Genomic DNA, 23,823 nt, shown 5'->3' with positions numbered 1-23,823 from the left:
AGCGTCACTCTTTTTCGAGGTAGGCTTCGCGGAAGATGTTGTTGCCCAGCGGGATCTGGTTGAACCCCTTCACATTGTCCTGCAACGCGACCGGATAGGGGGTCTCGTACAGTAGCACGGTCGGGCCGTCCTGGTTGAAGATCTCCTGGATGCGGGCGTATTGCTCGGCCCGCTTGGTCGTGTCCAGTTCGGATTGGGAGGCTTCGAACAGGCTGTCGACCTCTTCGCTTTTCCAGCCCGAATGCAGCGCGTCGATGGTCGGCGAATAGGCAAAGTAGGACGTGATCTGGTTCGGGTCGGCGATGTCGTTGGTCCATGCACCTGCACGCATGTCGAACGTGCCTGCGCGGTACTGGTCCGTACGAGTCGCGTTGTCGACCTGCTGGATTTCCAGCGTGATGCCGATCTGGCTCCACATCTGCTGCAGCGCCGTGGCGATGCCCAACTCGTCCTGGTTGCCGGCCAGCGTCAGGATGCTGGCGCTGAACCCGTCCGGGTAGCCGGATTCGGACATCAACTGCTTGGCCTTCTCCAGATCGTAGGGGAAGACCGCGCCTTCGCCGGTATGCAGCGGCGTGGTGGAGGACATGAAGGACGACGTTGGCGTGCCGACGCCGAAGGTCACGACCTGAATGATCGCGTCCTTGTTGGCGGCATAGTTCATCGCCTGACGCACCTTCACGTCGGACAGCGGGTTCGCCTCGCCGGCCAGTTCGGGGCGGACGTTGATGATGATGTCGGCGACACGGGTCGACGGGAACAGCTCCATGTTGATGTTCGGATCGTCCTGCAGTTCCTTGACGCGGGCGAAGGGGATCAATTCGGCCCCGTCGAGTTCACCTGACTGAACGCGCAGGATGCGGGTGGCGTCGTCGGGGATGACCTCGAATGTTACGCCGTCAAGGTAGGGTAGCTTCTCGCCGTCTTCACCGTCGGCCCAGTAATGCGCGTTCTTCACCAGCTTCAGGGTCGATCCCCGTTCCCAGCTGTCAAAGACGAAGGGGCCGGAGCCGATGGGTTTTTCCGCAAAGGCGGTGGCCTTTTCAAGGTCGGTCTCGCCGGGCATCGCTTCGAACGCGGCCTTGGGCATGATCGCTGCGTTGAACACCGACAGAGCGGGCAGGATCGCGGGATCGGGTTGCGCCAGCTTGATCTCGATCGTCTTGTCGTCGGGTGCTGTCACTTCGGACACGGCGGCCAGCAGGAAGTTCCAGATGCCGTTGTCGGGGTTGCGGGCGCGGTCCAGCGACCAGATCACGTCATCGGTCGTGATCGGTGTACCGTCAGAGAACATGATCCCGTCGCGCATCGTCAGCGTGACCATCAGGCCGTCGTCGGACACGGACCAGTCGGTCGCCAGACCCGCCTGCACCGACTGGCCGTCATCGGTCGGCAGCAGCAGGGTGTCGTACATGTTCGACAGGATCCAGATGTCGACGTTGGCGTCGTTCAGGACCGGATCAAGGAACATCGAATCGGCGTAACGACCGTAGGTCATGATGCCGCCACGCTCTTGCGCCTGCACCAGTGCCGTCGTCGACAACAGCACGGCGGCCGTGGTCGCAATCAGTGAAAGTCGGGTCATGGGTTATCCCTCTGCTGTTGATAGACTGTTATATTTTTGGAAAGACTTTCACCAAGCCCGTTACAAGTCAACAATACAATTTTTCGAAATTATACTGGGCAAAGCGCAAAGCGTGCTGCAATATGAGGCATAATCAGTAACAACCGTCCCTAATTCATAGCACACTTGTCGGACAGATCATGGACGTAGAGATTGACCGAGACAGTTCGGTTTCCGCCCGCCAGCAAATTCGCGCGACCATCGTCGCCCAGATTGCCTCCGGCGCGCTCCGGACCGGAGAGCCCTTGCCGTCGGTCCGCGATCTGGCCGACCGGTCGGGCCTTGCGCCGATGACGGTCACGCGGGTCTATGCGGACCTTAAGCAAGGCGGGCTGATCGAGGCGCGGGCCGGGTCCGGCACTTTTGTCGCCGAAAGCGCGTTGACACGGCTGGGTGCGGGCGGGGCTGCGGCGGGGATCTGGCAGGCCATCGACGATCTTGTCGCGGACGCGACAAGGCGTGGTATCAGCGTGGGCGATCTGTTGTCGCTGGTCGCATCCCGCGACCGTGCCGCGACGGCCACGGTCAACGTCGTCATGGTCGGCCTGTTCATCGCGGCGACCCGCAGCTATGCGGCCCGGGTCACGGCGCAGACCGGCGTAGCCGTCGCCGCCGTGGCGCTGCTGGACGAGGAGCCGTCCGACGCCGATCTGACGGCGCGGCTGGCGGGTGCGGACCTGATCCTGACCTTCGACAACCTGCACCCGCGGCTGGCGGCGCTGGCGCCGCAGGCGCGGATCGTCTCCCTGCGGTTCATCCCGGCCGAGGCGACGCGCCTCGCCCTTGCGGGCCTTGATCCATTGGCCAAGGTCGTCGCCGTGTCGCGATTCGAGGATTTTTTGCCAGTGCTGACCGCCGGCATGCGCCGCTTTGCAGCCCATGTGCCGACGGTCAGCGCGCGAGTCATGGGCGACGCCGATCTGTCGGATCTGCTGGCCGGTGCGGACGTCGTCGTCATGTCCACCGGTGCCGAACGCGCCGCCGATCAGGCGCCCGCGGGGGCCACCCTGATCGAATACCGCCACGTGCCGGACCCCGGCGACATCGACCGACAGGTCGCGCCGCTGCTCGGTCTTCTCCCTCCCTCTGCGCGAAAGGAAGCGTCTTGAAAATCTCTGACATGAGTTGGCAACAGGTCGAGGACTACCTGAAGACCGATGACCTCTGTGTCCTGCCGCTGGGCAGCACCGAACAGCACGCGGGCCTGTCCCTGTCCGTCGATTCGATCCTGGCTGAAAAGATGGCGCTGGATGCGGCAGAGCCGCTGGGTCTGCCGGTGTTCCCGGTGCTGGCCTATGGCGTAACACCCTACTTCATGGCCTATCCCGGCACGATCAGCCTGCGGGTAGAGACCTACGTCGCAGTCGTGCGCGACATCCTCGACGGTCTTTACCATCAGGGCTTCCGCCGCATCTTTATCGTCAACGGCCACGGCGGCAACGCCCCCGCCGGGTCGCTCGCGATCGAGTGGATGGCCGATCATCCCGGCACCTCCGTAAAGTTCCATAACTGGTGGAACGCGCCGCAGACCTTTGCCAAGGTGCAGGACATCGACCCGGTGGCGAGCCACGCCTCCTGGATGGAAAACTTCCTCTGGACCCGTCTGCCCGGTGATTTACCGACGCAGCAGAAACCGATGACCGACCTCGTCGCCATGCGCGCGATGGACCCGGCCCAGACGCGGGCCTTGCTGGGCGACGGCAACTTCGGCGGCTATTACCAGCGCGACGATGCGGAGATGCAGGACCTTTGGGAGACCGGCGTGGCCGAGACCCGCGCGCTGATGGAAGGCCCCTGGCCGCAGGTGAAGAAGTGAGCACGCAGATCCTGATCTGGGGTGCGGGGGCCATCGGCGCCTCGCTTGGGGCCGCATTCCAGCGCGCGGGCGAGGATGTGCTTTACGTCGATGCCGACGCGACGCATGTCGCGGCGATGAATGACGCGGGGCTGACCATCGAAGGCCCCGTTCATCCCGACCACAGGGCGGCCCGCGCCGTCACGCCCGCCGATCTGACCGGCACGTTTGATCGCATCTTTCTTTGCGTGAAGGCACTGCACACGGAAGATGCGGTCGCCGCACTGGCCCCGCATCTGGCAGCGGACGGCTACGTCGTCTCGGCCCAGAACGGTCTGAACGAGGTTGGCATCGCACAGGTCGTGGGGGCAAATCGGACCATCGGCTGTTTTGTCAACTTCGGCGCCGACTACCTGTCGCCGGGCGTCGTCCATTATTCCGGGCGCGGTGCGGTCGTGGTCGGAGAGTTGGACGGTCAGGATACGGACCGCATCCGCGACCTGCACCGTTTGATGCTGACATTCGACGACCGGGCGGTCACGACCGACAACATCTGGGGCTACCTCTGGGGCAAGATGACCTATGGCGCGCTGCTGTTCGGCACGGCGCTCACGGACGATTCCATCGTCGATGTGCTGGACGGCGCAGACTGCCGCGCGGTGCTGACAGCACTGGGACAGGAAACCGGGGCTGTCGCCGCGTCCCAAGGTGTCACGCCTGTCGGTTTCAACGGCTTCCACCCCGAGGCCTTCGCGCCCGGCGCGCCGCAGGCGGCGCTGGATCGCACGTTTGATGAGATGGTGGCCCATAACCGCACCTCGACTAAGACCCACTCCGGCATCTGGCGTGATCTGGCGGTGCGCAAGCGCAAGACAGAATGCGAGGCGCAGCTGGGCCCCATCGTGGCGACCGGGCGGGCCAATGGCGTCCCGACGCCGCTGACGGAACGCCTCATGGCGATGATCGCGCAGATCGAACGGGGCGAACGCCCGCTGGCGCGCGAAAACCTGAAGGAACTGGCAGAGGTCATGGCATGAAGATCGCATTTGACGGCAAGACCGTGATCGTTACGGGGGCGGCCCAAGGCATCGGGCGCGCCATAGCACTGGCCTTTGCTGACCTTGGTGCGACGGTCCACGCGGTGGACGTGGACGCGAACGGGCTGGCGCAGACGGCCGCGCATGACGCAATCACTGCCCATACCCTCGACATCGGCGACCGCGACGCGGTGCAGGCGCTGATCCCCGGCCTCGACGCCGATGTGCTGGTCAACTGTGCCGGTGGCGTGCGCGGTCAGGTGGGCCGACCGATCGAGGACATTTCCGCCGCCGACTGGCAGACGATCTTTGACGTGAACCTCTCTGGCACCTTCTTCATGGCGCAGGCCGTGGCGCCGGGGATGAAGGCCAAGGTCCGCGGGCGGATCGTCAACATTTCCTCCGGTGCCGGGCGCACGATCAGCCTGACCGGCATTCAGGCCTACGCCAGCGCCAAGGCGGGCCAGATCGGCCTGACGCGTCAATTGGGACACGAACTCGGCCAGTTCGGCATCACCGTCAACTGCGTGGCCCCCGGTTTCGTCCGGTCCAACCCCACGACAGAGCGTCAGTGGGAGGCGATGGGCGAGGCGGGGCAGACCGCCCTTCTGAACAACATCGCGATGCGCACGTTGGGCAAGCCCGCGGATATCGCCAACGCGGTGCTGTTCTTTGCCTCTGACCACGCAGGTTGGATCACCGGCGAAACCCTTGGCGTGGATGGTGGCAAATGACGAAGGACGTCGAAAACTGGCTGGCGGCACAGGATGCTGCCACCATCGAAACGCTGAAGGATTTCTGCCGCATCCCCAGCGTCAGCACCGATCCGGCCTTTGCCGCGGACGTGCGCCGTGCGGCACAGTTCGTCGTGGACCGGCTGACAGACGCGCAGTTGCCCACCGTCGAACTGGTCGAAACCGACGGCCACCCCTGCATCTTTGCGGAATGGATCGTCGATCCGGCGAAGCCCACGATCCTGATCTATGGCCACTACGACGTGCAGCCGCCCGATCCGCTGGGCAAATGGCAGACGCCGCCGTTCGAGCCGGATATCCGCAACGACCGCCTCTATGCCCGTGGCGCATCCGACGACAAAGGCTCGCTGCTGATCCCGCTGATGGTCGCGCGCGCCTACGCCGCCGTGCATGGCGCGCCGCCGCTGAACCTCAAGTTCCTGATCGAGGGCGAAGAGGAAAGCGGCTCGCCGCATTTTGCCCCCACGGTCGCCGCGATGGCAGACCGTCTGGCCTGCGACCTCGTCGTCTCGGCCGACGGAGCGATGTGGCGCGCCGACCTGCCGTCGATCACCGTGGCCAGCCGCGGCATGCTCGCGATGGAACTGACGGTCAGGGGGGCGTCGAAGGACCTGCACTCTGGCCGCCACGGCGGGTCGGCGCCCAATCCGGTGCGCGCACTGGCGCGCATGATGGCTAGCCTGCACGACGACGATGGCCGCGTGACGGTGCCCGGTTTTGCGGATGCCGCAACGCCGCCGGACCCCGCGATTATTGACGCGATCAACGATGTTGCCTTTGACGTTGCCGATTATTTCGACAGCATCGGTGCGCCACGACCCGATCCGCTGCCGGACGGACCGGCGCTGCTGACCCGCCAATGGCTGGTCCCGACGCTGGAGTTCAACGGGATTTCCGGCGGCTACGCGGGGCAGGGAACCAAGACGGTCATCCCGTCAGAGGCCGCGGTCAAGATCACCTGTCGCCTTGTCGCGGGGCAGGACCCGGATGCGGTCTTTGCCGCGATCCGCGATCACCTGACCGCCGTACGGCCTGCCGGATACACCATGGACCTGCACCGCCACGGACCGGGGTCGAAGGCCTTCGCGCTGGACCCCGACATGCCCGGCCTCGCCGTGGCCGAGGAGATCCTGACGGACATCATGGGCACGCGCCCCCTGCGGGTTGCGATGGGGGCTACGATCCCGATCGGTGCGGTCTTCGCGGCGCATCTGGACGTCGGCACGATCTTCTTTTCCTTCTCGACCTCGGACGAGGATTATCACGCGCCGAACGAGTTCTACCGCCTGTCCTCCTTACGCAGCGGCCAGATCGCCTGGGCGCGGCTCTTCGACCGGCTGGCGCTATGACCATCGCCGACATGGCTGCGGCCTATCGCCGGGGCAGCCTCGGCCCGGTGCAGGTCGTGGCCGAGGCGCAAGCGCGCATCGCGGCCCGCAACCCGGTGCTGAACGCCTTCGCCGATCCGATGGTGGCCGCCAGCCAAGCGGCGGCAGAAGCAGCAGAACGCGCCCTGGCGCGCGGTGCCGACCTTGGCCCGCTGCACGGGATCCCCGTCGCGATCAAGGATATCATCGACGTCGCGGGCGCCCCGACAGCTTGGGGAACGCGCGCGGAATCGCCCCGGATCGCGGCAGCGGATGCGGTCCTTGTCGCGCGCCTGCGCGCCGCTGGGGCCATCATCCTGGGCAAGACCGAATGCCTTGAATACGCCTACGGCGTGGCCCATCCGGAGGTCGGCCAGACGAACAATCCGCTGGACCCCGCACGCACCGCCGGCGGGTCCAGCGGCGGCTCCGCCGCTGCGGTGGCCGACGGCATCGTGCCAGCCGCCATCGGCACCGATACCGGCGGGTCGATCCGGATTCCCGCCGCCTATTGCGGCATCGTGGGGATGAAGCCCAGCTTTGGCCGCGTGCCGCTGGAGGGCGTCTTTCCCCTGTCGCCCGCTCTTGACCATGCCGGGCCGCTTACCCGCACCGTGGCTGACGCAGCCTTGGTGCTGGCCTGCATCGCGGGCAGCCAGATGTCGTGCGATCACACCGGGCCGCTGCGCATCGGCATCCTGCGGCAGCACTTTCCCACCGATCCAGCCAACCGCCCCGTCGCGGATGAGATCGAGGCCGCGCTAGCCTGCCTGACCGACATGACCTTGCGCGACGTGACCTTGCCTGCGCTCGACGACGCCAACGCCGTCCTGATGGATCTGCTGCTGCCAGAGGCGGCCTTGATCCATCAGGCTCTGTCCCACCGCAATCCCGCCGGATACGCCCCCGCCACGCTGGCGCAGATCCGCGCCGGGGCCGTCGTGCCTGCCATCCGCTACATCAGGGCAAAGGAACGCCAGACCGCGATCCGCGAGGCCGTCGATATGATGTTCGACACCTGCGACGTGTTGCTCTCACCGACTGTGCCATTCACCGCACCCTTCGAGGATCCGCTGATCGAAGACGGCGGCGACAGCGAGATCAGCGCCACGGGCTTTGCCAATCTGACCGGGCACCCGTCGATCGCGCTGCCCTGCGGCCGGGTGGATGGCCTTCCGGTGAGCCTGCAGGTAACGGGTCCGCGGGCGGGCGACGCGTTTCTGCTGTCTGCCGCGCAGCGGATCGAGACCGCGCTTTCAGTCAGGCTTGGCCTGCACTGAGATTTGACCGTCGGGTGTCTGGCACAAGGGCGAACGTTCAGACGGGTCCAGTCCGCTCATCTCAGGCGCAAGGCCATGACCCGGCAGTGACGCATCGACCGGTGCGCAGGGACTGACCTTGCCGCCAATATGGTGGCGCGATCAGTACCGGCTGCCCTGATCTTTACGCGCCCTATTCTTTGGCGTTCACGAACGAAATGACGGGCCATTCCTGTTGCCGCACGACAGATTTTGCCATCCAGCCGGTTTTCCCGCCGAAATCCGCCCGGCACCAGATGCCGTCGGACGTGGTTAGGCAAAGATTCACGACCACATTGGAGTCCTTGGGGACGGTGCCGATCAGCGGCGCCGCCCGGCGCGGCTGGCTGCGCACATTGAGCGTGACAAGCACCTGAACGGCCGCCTCTCCATCCGACAGATCTGGTGCGGCCGTTGCGTCCGGTGCGGCGCAGACACTTTGATATCCAAGGTAATAGCATTTGTGTTTCGTGATGGCGGCCACAAGCATGGCTTTCGCTCCGCTGCCTTCATTCCGCTCCAGCACGATTGCGCCAGGAGGGGCTGCAAAGTCTCCGGTCAGGCGGTTCGGATCACCACCCAATTTTGCGATATCCGCACCACTTTCGGCGCGCAGATAGATCATCCCATCGAGAATGCGCCAGACGACGGGATCCTGAAGCGGTGCCTTGCAATTTTCGGATATGTCGGCCTTGCGCCAGTCCGTCGACCCTTCTGTGGCGAAGTCCTTGGCAAGCGACAGGGCAGGCAGGTTCAGCCCGACAATATTGCCGTTACCCGAAATGGTAATGCTAGCCGAATTGGTCCTTTTGAACTGAGCGGTAGGTAAGCCAGAATTGATGATATAGGCTGTGCGCGGGGGACGGCTTTCGACGTCCTGTGTCTACACGGCCTGATCCGGTTCTGCAACCGCAACCATTGAATTGCTGGCGGCATTTTTATCGACGACCAGCGTATTGCCGGTGGCACCGATGATCGGATTGCCCTGATTAATCACGATCCTGTTGTTTGGCGCGATGGCAGGCCCGTCACCTGCAAAGGACACCAGAAGTGCGCTTGGCAAGACCAAAACATCTCGCACAAACGTTATCAACCCTCCTCCTAGCAGACTGAAATTGAAGTCACCATTAGTGCTTGGAAATGACGACCATGTTCTGCAAACCGGACTGCGTGACGCTCGCCGAATTGAATTGCGCGAGCAGACCGGAGCGTTCAACCGTGTCGCGCTGATCGACCAGCTTGCCAACAACAACGCCTATGACGCGGACAACCAGATAACCCTGCGCATGACGGGGGGCCGCAATGGGCAGATCGGGTTGTCGGGCGCTGCGGCTGAAACCATTGTGACCGACAATGGCATCGTCCAAGAGGCCGGAAACGGCGACATCCGCAGCAACGGCAACCGCGTAGATCTGCTGATCACCGGCGATTTCAACCGTTTCGGAATCCGGCAGGGCGGGCGCATGAATGACGTGGGCTTCATCACCATAAACGGCAACGAAAACCAGCTGGGTCTGCGTCAGGATGGCACGGAAAACGATATCGTCATTGCGGCACCGATCGAATGCGCTTTCAATATTATCGGTATCGACCAGCTGGGGACGAATGCGGCCATACTTTCTTTGGACATGGCATCTGCGGGTGATGGGGGCGCGCAAAGCGACCGTAACAGTGTTTTCATCCGTCAGGACGGCACCAATGGCGTGACGTTCGATCTGAAAGGCGATGACAACGATTTTCGGATTGACCAGGATTATGACAGCGTTGGGCGTGGCGGAAACAATGTGGCCGCAATCTCGGTCTTTGGGAATGGCAATATTGGCCTGGTCCGGCAATACGGCGGCAATTTGGCGACGGTAGAGATTTTCGGCGATAACAATAACAATCTTGCCGCCAGCGCGACCGCGATTTTGCCTGTTGCCTCTGTCGGCGAATTTGTGCAGGACGGCAAGGGAAATGAAGCATCGGTCTTTGTGTTCGGTGATACGAATATCATGGGGACGTTTCAATCCGGCGACGATCACCGCCTTTTCATGACTATTATCGGATCTGGAAATTAGTCCGCGATATCTCAGTCAGGGGCAGCCAATATCGGCAATCTTGTCCAGAATGGAAAAGGAAACGCCGCGTCTATTTTGCAGCAGTAATTGCGTTCTGCGGCTCGTTTACGCAAATGGACATACTTTGACTGGATCGGCCCATGCCGGCTGTGTCGGCATTCCGGTAGGGGGCGGAATAGATCACAGGATGTCATGCAGCACAGGTACACCTGCGGTGTTGCATGACAGGGCTTGGCTGTTCTTTGCGTGGCGTCCGTGCTGCAAGTTTTGTCGTGAACCCGCCGGTGCCTGGACCGCCGTGTCAGTGAAATCTGAAAGACATGTCGCGCATGGCGATCCGGAACGTTTGGCACCGGATCGCCCCCCTCTTTCAGCGTTCTCTGAAGGCGTGTGCGAATCTGTCGGTGATGGGTTTGATGAGGTATGATGCGACGGTGCGGTCTTGTGTTGTGACGAAGACTTCGACGGGCATGCCGGGGATGAGGTGGCTGTCGTGGAGTTTTGCGATCTCTCCGGGGGCGATGTCGACGGTGGCCTGGTAGTAGGACTGGCCGGTCGTGCGGTCGGTCGTGGTGGCAGGAGAGATGTGGACGATGGCGCCGCGCAGTTCGGGGGTGACGCGCTGGTTGAAGGCGGGAAAGCGCAGGCGGGCGACCTGGTTCAGGCTGACCTGCTCGATCGCGGTGGGCGGCAGCTTGATGTCGACGCGCAGCGGGCTGTCCCGGGGGACGAGGGTGACCAGCACCTCGGCGGGGGTGACGACGCCGCCTAGGGTGTGGATGTTCAGCTCGTTGACGACGCCGTCGATGGGGGCGCGGATCTCGGTGCGGCTCAGCCGGTCGCGGATCGCGATCTCGCGTTCGGTCAGTTCGGCCAGCCGGGTGACGACGGTGCTCAGCTCGCGCTGCGCCTCGGTGCGGGCGGTGTCGTCGATGGCGAGGATCTGCAGGCGGATCTCGCTGGTGCGGGCGGCGGCGCGGGCGATCGCGGCCTCGATCTCGCCCATCTCGCCGGCGAGGCGGACGCGCTCGCGCTCGACCCCGTAGAGCCGCGAGACCTCGATCAGCTTGCGTTCGGTCATGGACCGGGTGCGGTCGTATTCGGCCTCGACCAGCGTGGCATCGGCGGCCTTGGCGGTGCGCTGGCCCTGCAGGCCCGCGATTTCCTCGGTAATCTGCGAGATGCCCAGTTCCAGCTGCTGGCGCTGGCTGTCGCGGGTCTGGCGCTGACCGTCGAAAAGCTTCGTCTCGCCGGCGATCATCTCGGCGGCCTCGGGGTGGGCGGCGATCCAGTCGGGGTCCAGCGCCAGCCGGTCGCGGCCGTCGCGTTCCGCCGTCAGCCGGGCGCTGCGCACTTCCAGTTCGGTCGTCTGGCCCTGCACGATGGCCAGTTCCGACGTCGTCTGCGCGTCGTCGAGGCGGATCAGCAGCTGCCCCTTGGTCACCACGTCGCCTTCGCGCACGGCGATGGCCGAGACGATGCCGCCGTCGCGGTGCTGGATCGACTGGACGTTCGCCTCGACCACGACCACGCCCTGCGAGATGACGGCACCGCCGAGTTCGGCCGTGGCGATCCAGCCGCCGACGCCGCCGATCAGCGCCGTGGCCAGCACGAGGCCGGTCAGCATCCGGGGCCAGAGGCGCAGGGCGTCCTTGTCTGCCGAGAGGGCCATCGGGGCCGTGCCGGGATAGGTCATCGTCATCGTGTCTCTCCGTTGGTCAGATCAAAGGGCATCGTGCAGGATCAGGACGTGGTGGCCCGTCAGGGTGATGAAGGCGTCGAACATGTCATCCTCGTGGATGTCGATCCGGGTGGTGTCGCCATCGGTGCCGGTCTCGTAGCTGAAGCTGAGGTTGAGCGGCCGCAGCGTGTCGGGCGGTGCTGCGCCATCGAGGCGCAGGCCGCCGTGATCGTCGCGCCCGTCGTCCTCGAAGAAGCGCCAGATCCGCGTCTCGATCGCATCGCCGATGCCGAAGTCGGTGATCGTCGCGGTATTCTGCGCGATGCCATCGACCGTGTTGAAGCAATAGACGTCGTCGCCAGCACCGCCGGTCAGGGTCACGGACCCGTCGCCGATGATGAACCGGTCGCCGCCTGTGGTGCCGATGATGACCTCGAAGCTGTCAAAGCTGTCCGCGGGGCCGGTGACGCCTGCGACGCGCCCGGTGCTGAGGTCGGCCACGACGGGGCCCTCGATCTGCGACAGATCCAGCGTATCCTGACCCGCACCGCCGTCGAAGCTGTCCGCCGACATGTCCTGCGTGACGACCATCCGGTCGCGGCCCTCCGCCAGCGTGACGGTATCGCGGCCCGCGCCGTCCACGACGGTCTCGTCTGCCGCACTGCCGCGGATGACGTCGTCGCCGCGACCCGCGATCAGGACCTCGAACCCGGCAAAACTGTCGTGCCCGCTGTCGGTGCTGTCGGCCACACCTGTGGTCATGTCGATGGACAGGGGGGCGGTCACGGCGCTGAAGTCGAGCGTATCGACGGCGCCTGTGTCCGGTGCGACGCCCGGTTCGGGTGCGTCGCCCTGGAAGGTGTCGTCGGCGCGGTCCGCGCTGACGATGACGGTGTCCGACCCCGCACCGCCGGTCACGATATCGGACCCGGCCCCGTCGGACAGGACATCGTCGCCGGTGCCGCCGAACAGCGCGTCATCGCCGGCCCCGCCGGTGATCGCATCGGCGCCGTCTGCACCGTATATCACCTCGTCCGCCGCACTGCCGCGGATGACGTCGTCGCCACGGCCCGCGATCACGACCTCGAACCCGGCAAAACTGTCGTGCCCGCTGTCGGTGCTCTCGGCCACACCTGTGGTCATGTCGATGGACAGGGGGGCGGTCACGGCGCTGAAGTCGAGCGTATCGACGGCGCCTGTGTCCGGTGCGACGCCCGGTTCGGGTGCGTCGCCCTGGAAGGTGTCGTCGGCGCGGTCTGCGCTGACGATGACGGTGTCCGACCCCGCACCGCCGGTCACGATATCGGACCCGGCCCCGTCGGACAGGACATCGTCACCGGTGCCGCCGTCCATCATGTCGGAGCCCGCGCCGCCGAACAGCGCGTCGTCGCCCGCGCCGCCGGTCAGGACGTCGGACCCGTCGCCACCGTAGATCATGTCGTGGCCCGCGCCGCCGTCGATCCGGTCGTGCCCGGCCTCGCCATAGATGATGTCGTCGCCCGCCCCGCCATAGATCAGATCGTCGCCGGCCCCGCCAAGGATGCGGTCGGCCCCGTCGCCGCCGTAGATGACATCGTCGCCGCCCTGTGCCGCGATCTGGTCATCGCCGCGGCCCCCGGCGATCACGTCCACGCCATCGGTCCCTGTCAGGACGTCGGCTGCATCCGTGCCGTCCTTGCACACGGGGCGGATGTTCAGGTGCGCCATCTGCGCGACCGCGGCCTGACCGTCGCTGACCTGATAGGCAAGTTGCACGACACCGGCATAGCCGGGGTCCGGCGTATAGAGGAACCCGCCCGCAACCGGGATGAGCGTGCCTGCGGAGGCGGTGATGTCCACGACCCGCAGGACGTCGCCGTCCGGATCGCTGACATGTTCCAGCAGGTGTGCGGTGCCGATCAGGATCGCGCCGGTGCCCAGAATGTCGTCAAGGGTCACGGACCGCAGCCGCACCGGCGCCCGGTTGGGCCGGGCCGGCGGGACCGCCGGCGGTGCCGGCGTGTCGGTCACGGGGTCCCTGGGGGTCCGGGGTCTGGATGTGTGGTGTCTGGGCGTGTGGTGTCTGGGCGTGTGGCGTCTGCGGGGCAGGGGCCGGACGTGGCGCCTCATGCCCGCCGGGTCCTGCGACGTCAGCGCCGCGGTGCAGGCTGTTCGCGTGCGGCGCAGTGCCGCCGTGGAAGGTCTGGACCCCTGCGGCCTGCGGGACGGTCCCGCCGTGCAGCGCGCCCGGACCCGCCCGGTCCAGCGCCACCGTGTTGTGGAACAGTGACACGACATTGCGGCCGGTGCTGATCGACAGGGTCGCGATGAAGGCCGTGGCATCGGGGTCGACGAAGGGGGCCTGCGCCGGTGCCGCATCGGCCTCGGCCGCCACGGGTTCCGCGCCGACCTGCGGATCCTCTGGCGCCGCGGGGCGCGGCTGGTCCGGCCTTGCGTCGGTCTGGGGCCGGGCGGCTTCGGTGTGCCCGCTCACCATTGAGCGCAGGTAGAAGGCGACCGACAGGACCGCCATGGCGATCGCCTGCGGCAACCCGCCCTTCGGTGCGCCGTCGTCAAAGCCGTAGGGCTGCGACGGGTCTTTCTGATCCGCATCGGACCGTGTCTTCTTGACCTTGATCATGCCGTCACCCGGTGTGCCGGTTGCAGGACCATCGGCTGCGGCTCTGCCGCCGCGGGCCTGTCTGTGGCGGGCCTGTCTGCTGCGGGTCGGTCTGCTGCGGGTTGCGGGACGGGCTTGGGCCCGATGATGTCGTCCTTCGGGCCGAAGGCGGTCAGACGCCCGCCCTGCACGACGGCGACCATGTTGACCGCGGCCAGCGCCGTAGGGCGGTGCGCGATGACGACGACGATGCCGCCGCGCGCGCGCACCTTGGCCACCGCTTCGGTCAGGGCCGCCTCGCCCTCGGTGTCGAGGTTGGAGTTCGGCTCGTCCAGCACCACCAGGAACGGGTCGCCGTAAAGCGCGCGGGCCAGTGCGATCCGCTGCCGCTGACCGCCCGACAGGGCGATGCCGCCCGCCCCCAGACGCGTCTGGTAGCCGTCGGGCATCTTCACGATCATCTCGTGCACGCCCGCGGCCAGCGCTGCCGCGACGATCGCCGTCATGTCCAGATGTTCGGCAAAGCGCGCGATGTTCTCGGCAATCGTGGCGTCCATCAGGCTGACGTCCTGCGGCAGATAGCCTGTGTAGCGGCCCAGTTCGGCCTCGGGCCACTGGGGCAGGTCGGCGCCGTCAAGGCGGACCGCCCCGCGCAGCACCGGCATGATGCCGGTCATCGCCTTGACCAGCGTCGTCTTGCCGCTGCCCGACGGCCCGATGATCCCCAGCGCCTGACCGGCCACCAGTTCCATCGTGACATCCGCCAGCAGCACCCGGCCCGATCCGGGGGCGGCCACGGTGATCGCGTCCAGCCGCAGGGATCCGACCGGTGTGGGCAGAGACAGCGGGGCGGGGGGCGCTGGCCGTGGCGATGGCCGTCTCCTTCAGGCGGGCAAAGGCGGCGCGGGCGCCCACGACCTGCTTCCAGTTGCCGATCGCCATGTCGATGGGCGCCAGCGCCCGCGACGAGGCGACGGACGAGGCGATGATCGCCCCCGCCGACAGATCGCCGGTGATGGTCAGATAGGCGCCCAGACCCAGCAGCGCGGACTGCAGGATCATCCGCAGCACCCGCGACAGCGCGCCGAAGGTGCCCGAGATGTCGTTGGCCTTGGTATGCAGGTCCAGATGGTCGCGGTTGGCCGCGGTGAACCGCTCCACCGCGCGGCCGGCAAAGCCCATCGCCTTGATGACATCGGCGTTGCGGGCGTTGGATTCCGCGATGGCATTGCGCGCGATCACGGCCGCCTGCGTGGCCCCGGTCAGGCGGCGGGTCAGCAGTTCGGTGACGACGGCGATCATCGCCAGCACGACCATGCCGCCCAGCGTCAGCGCGCCCAGAAGCGGGTGCAGCATGTAGACGAAGATCAGAAAGACCGGCATCCAGGGAATGTCGAAGATCGCGACCGGCCCCTGACTGCCGAGGAAGGCGCGCACCGTATCGACGTCGCGGCCCCGCTCCAGCGCCTCGGCGGTGCTGTAGCCAAAGCGCGGCATGTCGACGACGACGCGGTGGGCGAGGGGGGCGATCTGCCGGTCCAGCCGCGCCCCGACCCGCACCAGCAGCTGCGAGCGCAGGATGTCGAAGAGCCCCTGGAACAGGTAGAGCCCGATCGCCAGCGCCGACAGCGTCAGCAGTGTCGGAATGCTGCCGCTGCCCAGCGCGCGGTCATAGATCTGCAGCATGTAGATCGACCCGGTCAGGGCCAGGATGTTGATGATCCCCGACAGACCGAAGATATAGACCAGCACGGACTTCAGCCCGGCGGTGATCTTCTGCACCTGCTTCATCTTGATGTGGTCTTTGGTGTCCCCTGCGCGCATGACGCTTCCCCTCAGGTGATGTGACTGACGTGTGGGGGGCCCCGGGCGGCGTGACGCCGCCCGGGGCCTGCGGGATCACAGGCTGAAGTCGCCCGCGGTCAGGTGATGCGATCCGCGGATCGCGATGGTGAAGTCGGCCTCTGCGTCATCGTCCGCCGTGCCCTGCACCAAGGTGAAGGTCTGGCCGTCGCGCACCTCCTCCGAGATCAGGAGTTGCCCCGCACCGGTCAGCGCGCCGCTGGTGATGGTGAAGGCCTGATCCCCGGCCTGTCCGGCCATCGCGTCGATCTGCGACAGATCGATGGTGTCGCCGGGCTGGAAACTCGACAATGTGTCGCCGTCCGCCGCCGCCGCACTGGTAAAGCGGAAGATATCCATGCCCGCCCCGCCGTCGATCACGTTGACGGCCGTGCTTGCGGTGATGACATCGTCGCCGGACCCGGTCACGACATTCTCGATGTCGTAAAGGATATCGGTCCCGGTCCAGCCGCTGTAGGCACTGCCGCGGCTGTTGCCGTCGGTCCCCAGATCGACCGTGACGGCCAGCTTGATCGCCGCCATGTCCAGCGTGTCCGACCCGCTGTCACCCCCCAAACCGTCGCCATGATAGATGTCATCGCCGTCGCTATAAGTCGCCACGAAGGTATCGTCGCCGGCCCCGCCGAAGACCAGATCCGTTCCGGCCCCGCCGGTGACGTAATCCGCCCCGTCGCCGGCAAAGATCCGGTCACTCCCGCCGTCGCCAAAGACCATGTCCGCCCCAGCACCCGTGATGATGTTGTCATCGCCGCCGCCGCCAAACACATGATCCGCCCCGGTCTCGGTCACCAGAGTCTCCCCCGCATCCGTCCCCGTCAAAACCATGTCCACAACCGCAGGAACCAAAACAACAGGATCCGAAGACACAGGCTCAGACGTCGCGTCGTCACCCCCGTCGTCGTCAACGGACCCCTCATCGTCCGACCCGCTGCCGGTTGCACTGCCGTCATCGGATCCGTCTGATCCGTTGTCAGCTCCGTCATTGCCGGAATTGTCCGCGCCATCGTCACTGCCGCTTTCACCGCTGTCGTCGTCATCCTGATCGGTGTCATCGGTCGTGCTGGTCGGAACCCCGACGGGCGCATCGGGCAACGGGGTGTCACCCATGTCGATCACGTCCTGCGGGCGCGGCGTTCCGATCACCGTGTCGTGGCCGCCGTTCGACTTGAAGACGATCCGGTGGGCCGAGGTCAGGGCCGAGATATCGACCGTATCGTCTCCCGAGCCACCGTCGATGTGGATCGTGTTCGGGCGCAGGCTGGTACCGGTAAAGTCGCCGATCACCTCGATCCGGCTGCCGTTGATGACGCCGTTCGGCGTCAGCGGCGTCACGCGGGCCAGATTGACCACGATCTCCTCGATGTTATCGAGTTCCGCGATGATGCGGACATCGAAGGATAGGTTGTTGCCGCGTGTCACGACGATCTCGGTGCCCGGTGCCAGACTGGCTTCCGTCGCACCGGCCGCGATGGCCTCTGCGCGTGTGTAGATGCGGTAGAGTTCCGAGATGTCGGACCGCCCGTTCAGCACGAAGGTATCGCCACCCGCATCGTTCGCGCCACCGTCGATGACGTCGTGACCATCGATGCCGCCGCCGTTGCGCGACGTCCAGACGATCCGGTCGTCACCGTTGCCACCGAAGATCGCGTCGTTGGCCTCGTCACCCATCAGAGTATCGTTGCCGTCGCCGCCAAAGAGGTCATCGACCCCGCGACCACCGTAGAGGCTGTCGTTGCCCAGACCGCCGAACAGTTGGTCGCGCGCAACCTGACCGAACAGGGCATCGTTGCCCACGTTGCCGACGATGACATCCGCACCGTTGCCGCCATAGCCCACGGCATCGCTGGCCGTAGTGAAGACGATGGCATTGTTGCCGTTGTCGCCGGTGGTCAGCACGAAGGTCTCGGTCCGGGTCAGACCATCGGGGGCCGTCACCCGGATATCAAGGGTATAGGTCGTGCCTGCGTCCAGCGGTGTGTCGAGCCGCGACACCTCACCGCTCGGCGAGACCGCGAACCCGACGCTGCCACCCACCAGTTGGTAGGTAAAGCCGGTGATCGCATTGTCGTCCGTGGTGGACAGCGTGCCCAGAAGGCCGACATCGGGCAGGGTATCGCCTGCGGCCACGACATTCAGTTGAATGTCGGTCGGTGCGACGTTCACCTCTGCCACGTCGTTCAGCAGCACCGTCAGCTGGCGCGTGTCGATGATGGTGCCGTCGCGGATATCGGTGCTTTGGACCACGATCTGATACTGGTTGTCGACCGTCTGGAAGGCATCCTGCATCTCGTAATCCATGACCGGCGCCGGGTCCGCGACCACGATGGAATAGCGCGGTGCGCCGTTGGGATCGAGGCCGTTCGTCACGATGGCAAAGCGCCCACCGGCATCCTGACCCGGCACGATGGCGTGACTGATGTACTGGCTGGGAACGAGGGCACCCGCGGTGTCGAAGGGAACGCGGTCGATGACCACGGTGCCGGCTGGCGATTCCTCGTTCACGAACAGGGGGCGTTCGACCAGATCCGTGGCCGGACCGCCGATCCGCTCGGTGATGCCGCCCGCAGTCTCGAACACTGCGACCGCCCGCATCAGCTGCCCAGCAGTGCCGGGCTGGACCACATAGGTCAGGCCGGTGCCGATGGTCTGCCAGCCGGTGTTTCCGTTTTCCAGCTTCTGCTGCCATTCGAAGGTCAGCCCGACCGGGTTGCCGTTCGCATCCAGCGGCGCGGAAATCGAGGGGTCGAGGGTCAGGGTCGCCGTCAGTTCCTGCCCGACATAGGGCGTGACCAGAATGGTCGTGCCGTCGTCAAAGGGTGTGGGATCGTTGATCGCCACTGTCCCGATCCCAAGGATCTGGTCAGAGCCGACGACAAGGGTGCGGTCCGTGAATTCAAGATGTTCGATGTTGCGCAGCTTGTCGGTATCGTCGACCACCAGACTGCGGCTGATCAGCGGGGTGCCGTTGACCGTGGCGCCGGTGATCCCGTCGTCGAGGTCCATTATCGAGATGAAGCCATCGTTGTTGGCGTCGAAGGCATAGCCAAAGAAGCCCTGCACCTCCAGACCGTCGATGATCATCGTGTCGGCGCCCTCGATCAGATATTCCGCGCGGGTGCCGCGATAGATGGCGGTGTCGATATTGTCGTCCGGCGTTTCGTCATACAGGATTTCCCGCACGATGCTGATCTGGCTAGGCTTGATCGTGCCGTTCAGCATGTAGGGGACCAGTTCTGCCAGGCTTTCCGCCGTGGTGACCGGAGCCTCCACCCCGTTGGCATCCGGGCCGATGGCCAGACGCACGTTCATCCAGGCGTCGCCGTCGAGGATGTCGTAACCGCCATTGCCCTGCAGCCGGTCGTTGCCGTCACCGCCCAGCAGGATGTTGCCGTCGCGGAAGGACGCGCCCGCCACGCCTACGACATTTAGCAACTCGGCCAGACCTTCGATCCGGTCGATGCCCGCCTGGTCCAGCTGGTGCTTTTCCCACACCGCATCGATACCGAAGTCGACACGGGTGTTGCCGCGGTCGTCGCCGGCGATCACGTCGTCGTATTTCCAGCCGGATCCGCCTTCGACCAGATCGAAGCGGTCGCGCAGGATGAAGCCGGGGTCGTTCACGAAGAGCGGGATGCCGAAGTCGAAATCGACGCCCTGCGTGTCGTGCTTGGCGATGGCCCAGTCGAAGCCGAACATCCCGTTGAAACGCTGGATGCCGGGGCCCGACAGCATGATGTCGTCGCCGCTTTCACCGTCGTAATCGGTGTCGTTGCCCTGGCCCCACATCACGTCGTGACCGACGATGGTGGAGTTGAAGAACAGCTGAGAGTTGTCGCCGGCCAGCGTGTCGAAACCGTCGCCGCCTTCCAGCCAGTCGTCGCCTTCGCCGCCCTGCACCAGCTCGTTCCCGGTGCCGCCCAGCATGAAGTCGTTGTCCTCGCCGCCGAAGCCTTCCTTGTCGTCCATCCCCATGATGATGAAGTCGCTGCCCTCGTCGCCGAAGATCAGGTCAAGGCCGGAGCCGGCGCTGATGACGTCGTCACCTTCGCCGCCGCGCAGCACGTCGTCGCCGAAGGGATCCTCGATGATGTCGTTGCCGGCACCACCAAAGACGTTGTCGGATTCCATGCCCGCGTTCAGATAGTCGTCGTCGCCGTCACCCCACAGGGTGTCGATGCCCTTGTCGCCGTAGAGGCTGTCGCGGCCTTCGGTGCCGCCCAGCACGACATGCTCGCCGCCAGAGAACCGGATCGTGCCGCCGTAATCGTGGCCGTCGATGGTGACCGTATTGGAATAGTCGCGCTCGACCTTGGGATCGATCATCTGAAGGAAGGGATCATCATGCGTCGGATCGACGGTGCCGTGCCGCTGTGCGATGCCGCGGTCCAGTTCGAAGACGAAGTCCGGCGTGACGAAAAGCGACCCGTTCAGGTGCGTCGCATGAGGATCGGACAGGTCAGAGTTGCGCATCACCAGATCGGTGAAGGTGTTGGGTTCCAGCTGGTTGAGCAGGTTGGTGCCCTGCGTGCGGCTCAGATAATAGAAGCGGTCGCCGGTCTGCAGATGCTCCATCTGGTATTCGAAGATGAAGTTGAAGGTCGATCCCAGCATGCCGCCGAATTCGTTCAGCTCTTCGGCCAGACCGCCGATCCACAGGTCGACGTTGTTCATGCCGCCGAGGGCAGCGGTGGCGTAGGTCCCACGGGCATTGAGGAAATCGAGTCGATCGGCGATGAGGGGATTGGCCGAAGGAACGCCATCCAGCGTTGTGCCGGTGATCAACTCCCAAGCTGCGGCGCGCTTCTCCTCCAGCGTGGTGGCGCCGGTGATGGCGGCGTGGGTGCCGTAGGCCGCCACGAAGTTCACCAGCGACTGCGGATGCTTCATGTGCTGGGCGAAGTCGATCCAGCTGGTGTAGGGCTTGAGGTCCGCGTGGCCATAGTCGTTGTAGAGCTCCTTGCGAATCTCGTTCAGGGACTTGATGCCGGTCTCGCGGCCGCGGGCGATGTTGATCGCAGCGAGGTCCAGCGGCAGGCCCAGCAGGTTCGACTGCAGGGCAGGGACCACGAATTCGTCGATCTCGTTGCCGACGTCACCGACAGCACCGCGCACCACGTTGGCGATGATCTCGCCCACGTCCGCACCGGAGGCCGCGAACATCTGCGGGTTCAGGAAAGCCTCGATCAGCGTGGCATGGTCGCCACCCAGCGGGTTCAGGTCATTGTCCAGCCGGTCGACCGTGTCGTTCAGCATCGAATGGCCGAACCGGTAAACCGTATGCGCGAACTCCGCGATGATCGACGGGTCCATGTCTGGTGTGTTGGTGAACACGAAGGGATCGACGTTGGGCTGGATGCGGCGGGCGAACTCTTCGAAGACAAGGTGCTGATACTGCATTTCGGTCACGAAGCGCGCGGCCTGGAACATGCGCTCGCCGTCCCACACCAAGGTAGAGGTGTCGGCGGGCACCTCGGTCACGTCGGCCAGCAGCCATTCGTTCAGGAAGGTCACGTCGCCACCGGCGGCGGACTCGAGGATCGTCAGCTTGTTTTCCTCGACCAGCCGGTTGTGCTCGGCGTGAAAGACCGAGTGCACGGCGGTCAGCGCGATGTTCTCGTTGCCGCGGCCGTCGCCGGACAGGTAGTGGGCGTCCAGCATCTCGTCGTCATACGTCAGCGGGTTGTGGTCGTCGGCGACCAGATCGGCGGCGTCGATGACACCGTCAAGGTTGACGTCCGCCAGATCGGCCACGTCGATCACGCCGTCTCCTGTCACATCGGTCAGCCTGCCAGCCAGCAACGTGACATCGGCCGCGTCAGACACGCCGTCGCCATTGGCGTCGATCATGTCGAAGTCGGCAATCTGCGCCACGGAATTGTCCGTGCCCGGATTATGGTCGGGGTCCACGATCCCCGGACCCGCATGGTGCGCGATATCGACCAGGAACTGGTGGCCGGTTGCCACCGCACCCGCGGTGGTGATCGGTGCGGCGGGGTTGCCTTCCTTCAGTGATCCGTCGGTCATCACCATCATGGGATAGCCATTCGGCCCGCGGACGAATTCGCCGTATTCATCGGTGACCAGCAGCGGTGCGTTGTGCACGTCGAAATCGTTCAACGCGATGCCCAGCATGCTGGCCGCCTGCGCCTTCACGTCGGCCCAGGTGGCGATCGTGCCGGGCTGCTGGCCGTCGAGCAGGTGACCGGTGGCCAAGGGGCGCTCGCCCTTGCCGTCCATGGCGTTGCCCATGACGTATTCCCGCAGAAACACGTGGTGCGACGGATGAGAGGTATAGGTCTGGTTCTGGTCGATGAAGGGCGTCGTCGTGTTCTCGGCGTTGCCGTTGGCATCGACCTTAGCGCGTGTGACGGCCATGAACTGCAGGTGCGGCGGCAGATCGTCCGCCGTGCCAAGGATTCCGTCATCGCCCTTGATCAGCGGATCGTCGGGGTTCAGCGGGATATAGACCGTGCCGTTGTCCGCCTTTGTCACCAGATCCAGACCGTGGTCAAAGAACTGCCCAAAGAACGTCATCCAGGAGTTGAACCCCGGCGACAGGCCGATGTCCGGCGACTGGTTCGGAATGGTGGCAATATCCGCGTTGTCCAACGGCACCTCGTTCGCGCCCAGCGCCGTGGCCGCCACGTTGTCGATCAGGAACTGGTTTCCGCCGGTGTTCACGATTTCCAGCCGTACGCCCAGACCGTTCGAGGTCGCAGGCACCGGACCGCTGTCGAGGGTGACGCTCGACCACTGACCGTCGGCGGGTTCCGGCAGGATGGCGGTGGCCAGCACGACGCCATTGGCGTCCACAAGGCGCACCTCGCCACCGGTCCACGCGATGTCCGTCCGGTCGCCGACATTCAGGCTCAGTGACACGGATCCGCCGGTCTGCAATACGACGCCCGACAGGTTCTGCGACAGGCTGCCGCCGCCCTGCAGATAAGCGACGTTGCCGCCTGTGTGGCCCGCGGCGCTGGTCGTCGTGGCAGCGGGGGCGAACAGGCCACCACCCCCTGTCAGCGTCCAGCCCGCCGGTGCGGCTGTGGTAAAGTTGCCCAACGGGTTCGATATGACCCCCGCCTGACCATCGGCCAGGGACGTCGCCTCGAAGCTGGGATCGGTGATGGCGACGATCGCATCCTTGGGATCAATGGGTTTGGCATTGGGGCCGTAGCGTTCGTGGAACGCGTCCAGCGCCAGCGGATTGGAAAACCACGCTGCGATCGCTGCCGGATTGTCGATGGTCTGGTTGACGATCAGGTTTGAAATCGTGCGCGGGTCCGCGTCCACCACGTTGCCTGGTATGCCGTAGTTGCCCTGCACGGTCGCGGGCTGGCCACCGGGTCCGTCAAAGTCAATAGAATCCCCGTCTGGGTCGTTCACGAAGGCCGGGTCGGTGATCCGCGGAAAGGGCGTATCCGCCGCACCAAGCATCTCCTTGCCGGGGGCGAGGTTGTTGTAGACCCCCGTGACGGTCCGCAGGCCCGCGGGCAGCAGATTGGCATCGTTCGCGTCCACCCCGTAAGCCGCCTGAATGGCCGCCGTCAGGGTCATGCCGCCGGAATGCGCCTCGGCGACTTTGATGTTGCGCAGGATAAAGGCGAGGTCGTCTTGGTTCACGTTGAAATCGGTGGTGGCCATGTCGGTGTCCCCTTGGCTTATGCGTGGCCCTGTCGGCCACCGTGAATTGGTCTGTTGCGGAACATGGCCAGCGTGCAGCCCCTGCGGCTGACAGCACCTT

Annotated in this window: 16 protein-coding genes; 7 read left to right on the top strand and 9 right to left on the bottom strand. The window is 65.2% G+C overall.

Annotation, left to right across the window (positions count from 1 at the left end; genetic code table 11):
- Nucleotides 1-4 precede the first annotated feature (4 nt).
- A complete protein-coding gene (locus GLR48_RS15795; protein WP_237062843.1) occupies nucleotides 5-1,585 on the bottom strand; it encodes an ABC transporter substrate-binding protein in 1,581 nt (526 codons plus the stop codon).
- Nucleotides 1,586-1,764: 179 nt separating this feature from the next.
- On the opposite strand from GLR48_RS15795, the gene GLR48_RS15790 reads away from it, so the two are divergent.
- The 6 genes from GLR48_RS15790 to GLR48_RS15765 are packed head-to-tail and all read left to right on the top strand — an operon-like array spanning nucleotide 1,765 to nucleotide 7,858.
- Nucleotides 1,765-2,733 (top strand): GntR family transcriptional regulator, encoded by a 969-nt coding sequence (locus tag GLR48_RS15790; protein WP_237062841.1) that lies wholly within the window; start codon nucleotides 1,765-1,767, stop codon nucleotides 2,731-2,733.
- Nucleotides 2,730-3,440, top strand: coding sequence for a creatininase family protein (locus GLR48_RS15785; RefSeq protein ID WP_237062840.1), 711 nt, complete (start codon nucleotides 2,730-2,732; stop codon nucleotides 3,438-3,440). The genes GLR48_RS15790 and GLR48_RS15785 overlap by 4 nt, the downstream gene beginning before the upstream one ends.
- Nucleotides 3,437-4,456, top strand: coding sequence for a ketopantoate reductase family protein (locus GLR48_RS15780; RefSeq protein ID WP_237062839.1), 1,020 nt, complete (start codon nucleotides 3,437-3,439; stop codon nucleotides 4,454-4,456). Before GLR48_RS15785 ends, GLR48_RS15780 begins: the two co-directional genes overlap by 4 nt.
- Nucleotides 4,453-5,190, top strand: a complete 738-nt coding sequence (locus GLR48_RS15775; protein ID WP_237062838.1) for an SDR family NAD(P)-dependent oxidoreductase — start codon at nucleotides 4,453-4,455, stop codon at nucleotides 5,188-5,190. The genes GLR48_RS15780 and GLR48_RS15775 overlap by 4 nt, the downstream gene beginning before the upstream one ends.
- Nucleotides 5,187-6,560: a M20/M25/M40 family metallo-hydrolase gene (locus GLR48_RS15770; RefSeq protein WP_237062837.1), complete on the top strand. Its 1,374-nt coding sequence runs from the start codon at nucleotides 5,187-5,189 to the stop codon at nucleotides 6,558-6,560. The genes GLR48_RS15775 and GLR48_RS15770 overlap by 4 nt, the downstream gene beginning before the upstream one ends.
- Nucleotides 6,557-7,858, top strand: coding sequence for an amidase (locus tag GLR48_RS15765; RefSeq protein WP_237062836.1), 1,302 nt, complete (start codon nucleotides 6,557-6,559; stop codon nucleotides 7,856-7,858). Before GLR48_RS15770 ends, GLR48_RS15765 begins: the two co-directional genes overlap by 4 nt.
- Nucleotides 7,859-8,030: 172 nt before the next feature.
- Here the strand turns inward: GLR48_RS15765 and GLR48_RS15760 are convergent, their stop codons facing one another.
- Together GLR48_RS15760 and GLR48_RS15755 are read right to left on the bottom strand one after the other, a co-directional pair.
- Nucleotides 8,031-8,501 (bottom strand): SH3 domain-containing protein, encoded by a 471-nt coding sequence (locus GLR48_RS15760; RefSeq protein WP_237062835.1) that lies wholly within the window; start codon nucleotides 8,499-8,501, stop codon nucleotides 8,031-8,033.
- Between the two features lie 258 nt (nucleotides 8,502-8,759).
- A complete protein-coding gene (locus GLR48_RS15755; RefSeq protein ID WP_237062834.1) occupies nucleotides 8,760-8,939 on the bottom strand; it encodes a hypothetical protein in 180 nt (59 codons plus the stop codon).
- A gap of 67 nt (nucleotides 8,940-9,006) precedes the next feature.
- Between GLR48_RS15755 and GLR48_RS15750 the strand changes: the two genes are divergently transcribed.
- Complete coding sequence (locus GLR48_RS15750; protein WP_237062833.1) at nucleotides 9,007-9,936, top strand: hypothetical protein; 930 nt, start codon at nucleotides 9,007-9,009, stop codon at nucleotides 9,934-9,936.
- A 370-nt stretch (nucleotides 9,937-10,306) separates the two neighbouring features.
- Here the strand turns inward: GLR48_RS15750 and GLR48_RS15745 are convergent, their stop codons facing one another.
- From GLR48_RS15745 to GLR48_RS15720, 6 genes are all read right to left on the bottom strand, one after another.
- Nucleotides 10,307-11,638, bottom strand: a complete 1,332-nt coding sequence (locus tag GLR48_RS15745; protein WP_237062832.1) for an HlyD family type I secretion periplasmic adaptor subunit — start codon at nucleotides 11,636-11,638, stop codon at nucleotides 10,307-10,309.
- 21 nt (nucleotides 11,639-11,659) lie between these two features.
- Entirely contained in the window at nucleotides 11,660-13,627 is a 1,968-nt protein-coding gene (locus tag GLR48_RS15740) for a calcium-binding protein (RefSeq protein WP_237062830.1), read from the bottom strand.
- Nucleotides 13,545-14,237 carry a hypothetical protein gene (locus GLR48_RS15735; RefSeq protein WP_237062828.1) on the bottom strand — a complete coding sequence of 231 codons (693 nt, stop codon included), beginning with the start codon at nucleotides 14,235-14,237 and terminating at the stop codon, nucleotides 13,545-13,547. The genes GLR48_RS15740 and GLR48_RS15735 overlap by 83 nt, the downstream gene beginning before the upstream one ends.
- Complete coding sequence (locus tag GLR48_RS15730) at nucleotides 14,234-14,968, bottom strand: ATP-binding cassette domain-containing protein (RefSeq protein ID WP_237062826.1); 735 nt, start codon at nucleotides 14,966-14,968, stop codon at nucleotides 14,234-14,236. The genes GLR48_RS15735 and GLR48_RS15730 overlap by 4 nt, the downstream gene beginning before the upstream one ends.
- Nucleotides 14,850-16,040 carry an ABC transporter transmembrane domain-containing protein gene (locus GLR48_RS15725; protein WP_237062824.1) on the bottom strand — a complete coding sequence of 397 codons (1,191 nt, stop codon included), beginning with the start codon at nucleotides 16,038-16,040 and terminating at the stop codon, nucleotides 14,850-14,852. Before GLR48_RS15725 ends, GLR48_RS15730 begins: the two co-directional genes overlap by 119 nt.
- A 75-nt stretch (nucleotides 16,041-16,115) precedes the next feature.
- A complete protein-coding gene (locus tag GLR48_RS15720; RefSeq protein WP_237062822.1) occupies nucleotides 16,116-23,723 on the bottom strand; it encodes a peroxidase family protein in 7,608 nt (2,535 codons plus the stop codon).
- Between the last annotated feature and the right edge of the window lie 100 nt (nucleotides 23,724-23,823).

It is taken from the genome of Loktanella sp. M215 (assembly GCF_021735925.1).
GTDB lineage: Bacteria > Pseudomonadota > Alphaproteobacteria > Rhodobacterales > Rhodobacteraceae > Loktanella.
The sequence above is the reverse complement of the archived record's forward strand: the minus strand, read 5'-3'. Positions and strand labels throughout refer to the sequence as shown.

Bases quoted from the DNA above. Each gene is read 5' to 3' on its own strand.
- GLR48_RS15795 (WP_237062843.1), bottom strand. From the start codon at position 1,585: ATGACCCGACTTTCACTGATTGCGACCACGGCCGCCGTGCTGTTGTCG.
- GLR48_RS15790 (WP_237062841.1), top strand. From the start codon at position 1,765: ATGGACGTAGAGATTGACCGAGACAGTTCGGTTTCCGCCCGCCAGCAA.
- GLR48_RS15775 (WP_237062838.1), top strand. From the start codon at position 4,453: ATGAAGATCGCATTTGACGGCAAGACCGTGATCGTTACGGGGGCGGCC.
- GLR48_RS15770 (WP_237062837.1), top strand. From the start codon at position 5,187: ATGACGAAGGACGTCGAAAACTGGCTGGCGGCACAGGATGCTGCCACC.
- GLR48_RS15765 (WP_237062836.1), top strand. From the start codon at position 6,557: ATGACCATCGCCGACATGGCTGCGGCCTATCGCCGGGGCAGCCTCGGC.
- GLR48_RS15760 (WP_237062835.1), bottom strand. From the start codon at position 8,501: ATGATCTATCTGCGCGCCGAAAGTGGTGCGGATATCGCAAAATTGGGT.
- GLR48_RS15745 (WP_237062832.1), bottom strand. From the start codon at position 11,638: ATGACGATGACCTATCCCGGCACGGCCCCGATGGCCCTCTCGGCAGAC.
- GLR48_RS15735 (WP_237062828.1), bottom strand. From the start codon at position 14,237: ATGATCAAGGTCAAGAAGACACGGTCCGATGCGGATCAGAAAGACCCG.
- GLR48_RS15730 (WP_237062826.1), bottom strand. From the start codon at position 14,968: ATGGAACTGGTGGCCGGTCAGGCGCTGGGGATCATCGGGCCGTCGGGC.
- GLR48_RS15725 (WP_237062824.1), bottom strand. From the start codon at position 16,040: ATGCGCGCAGGGGACACCAAAGACCACATCAAGATGAAGCAGGTGCAG.
- GLR48_RS15720 (WP_237062822.1), bottom strand. From the start codon at position 23,723: ATGGCCACCACCGATTTCAACGTGAACCAAGACGACCTCGCCTTTATC.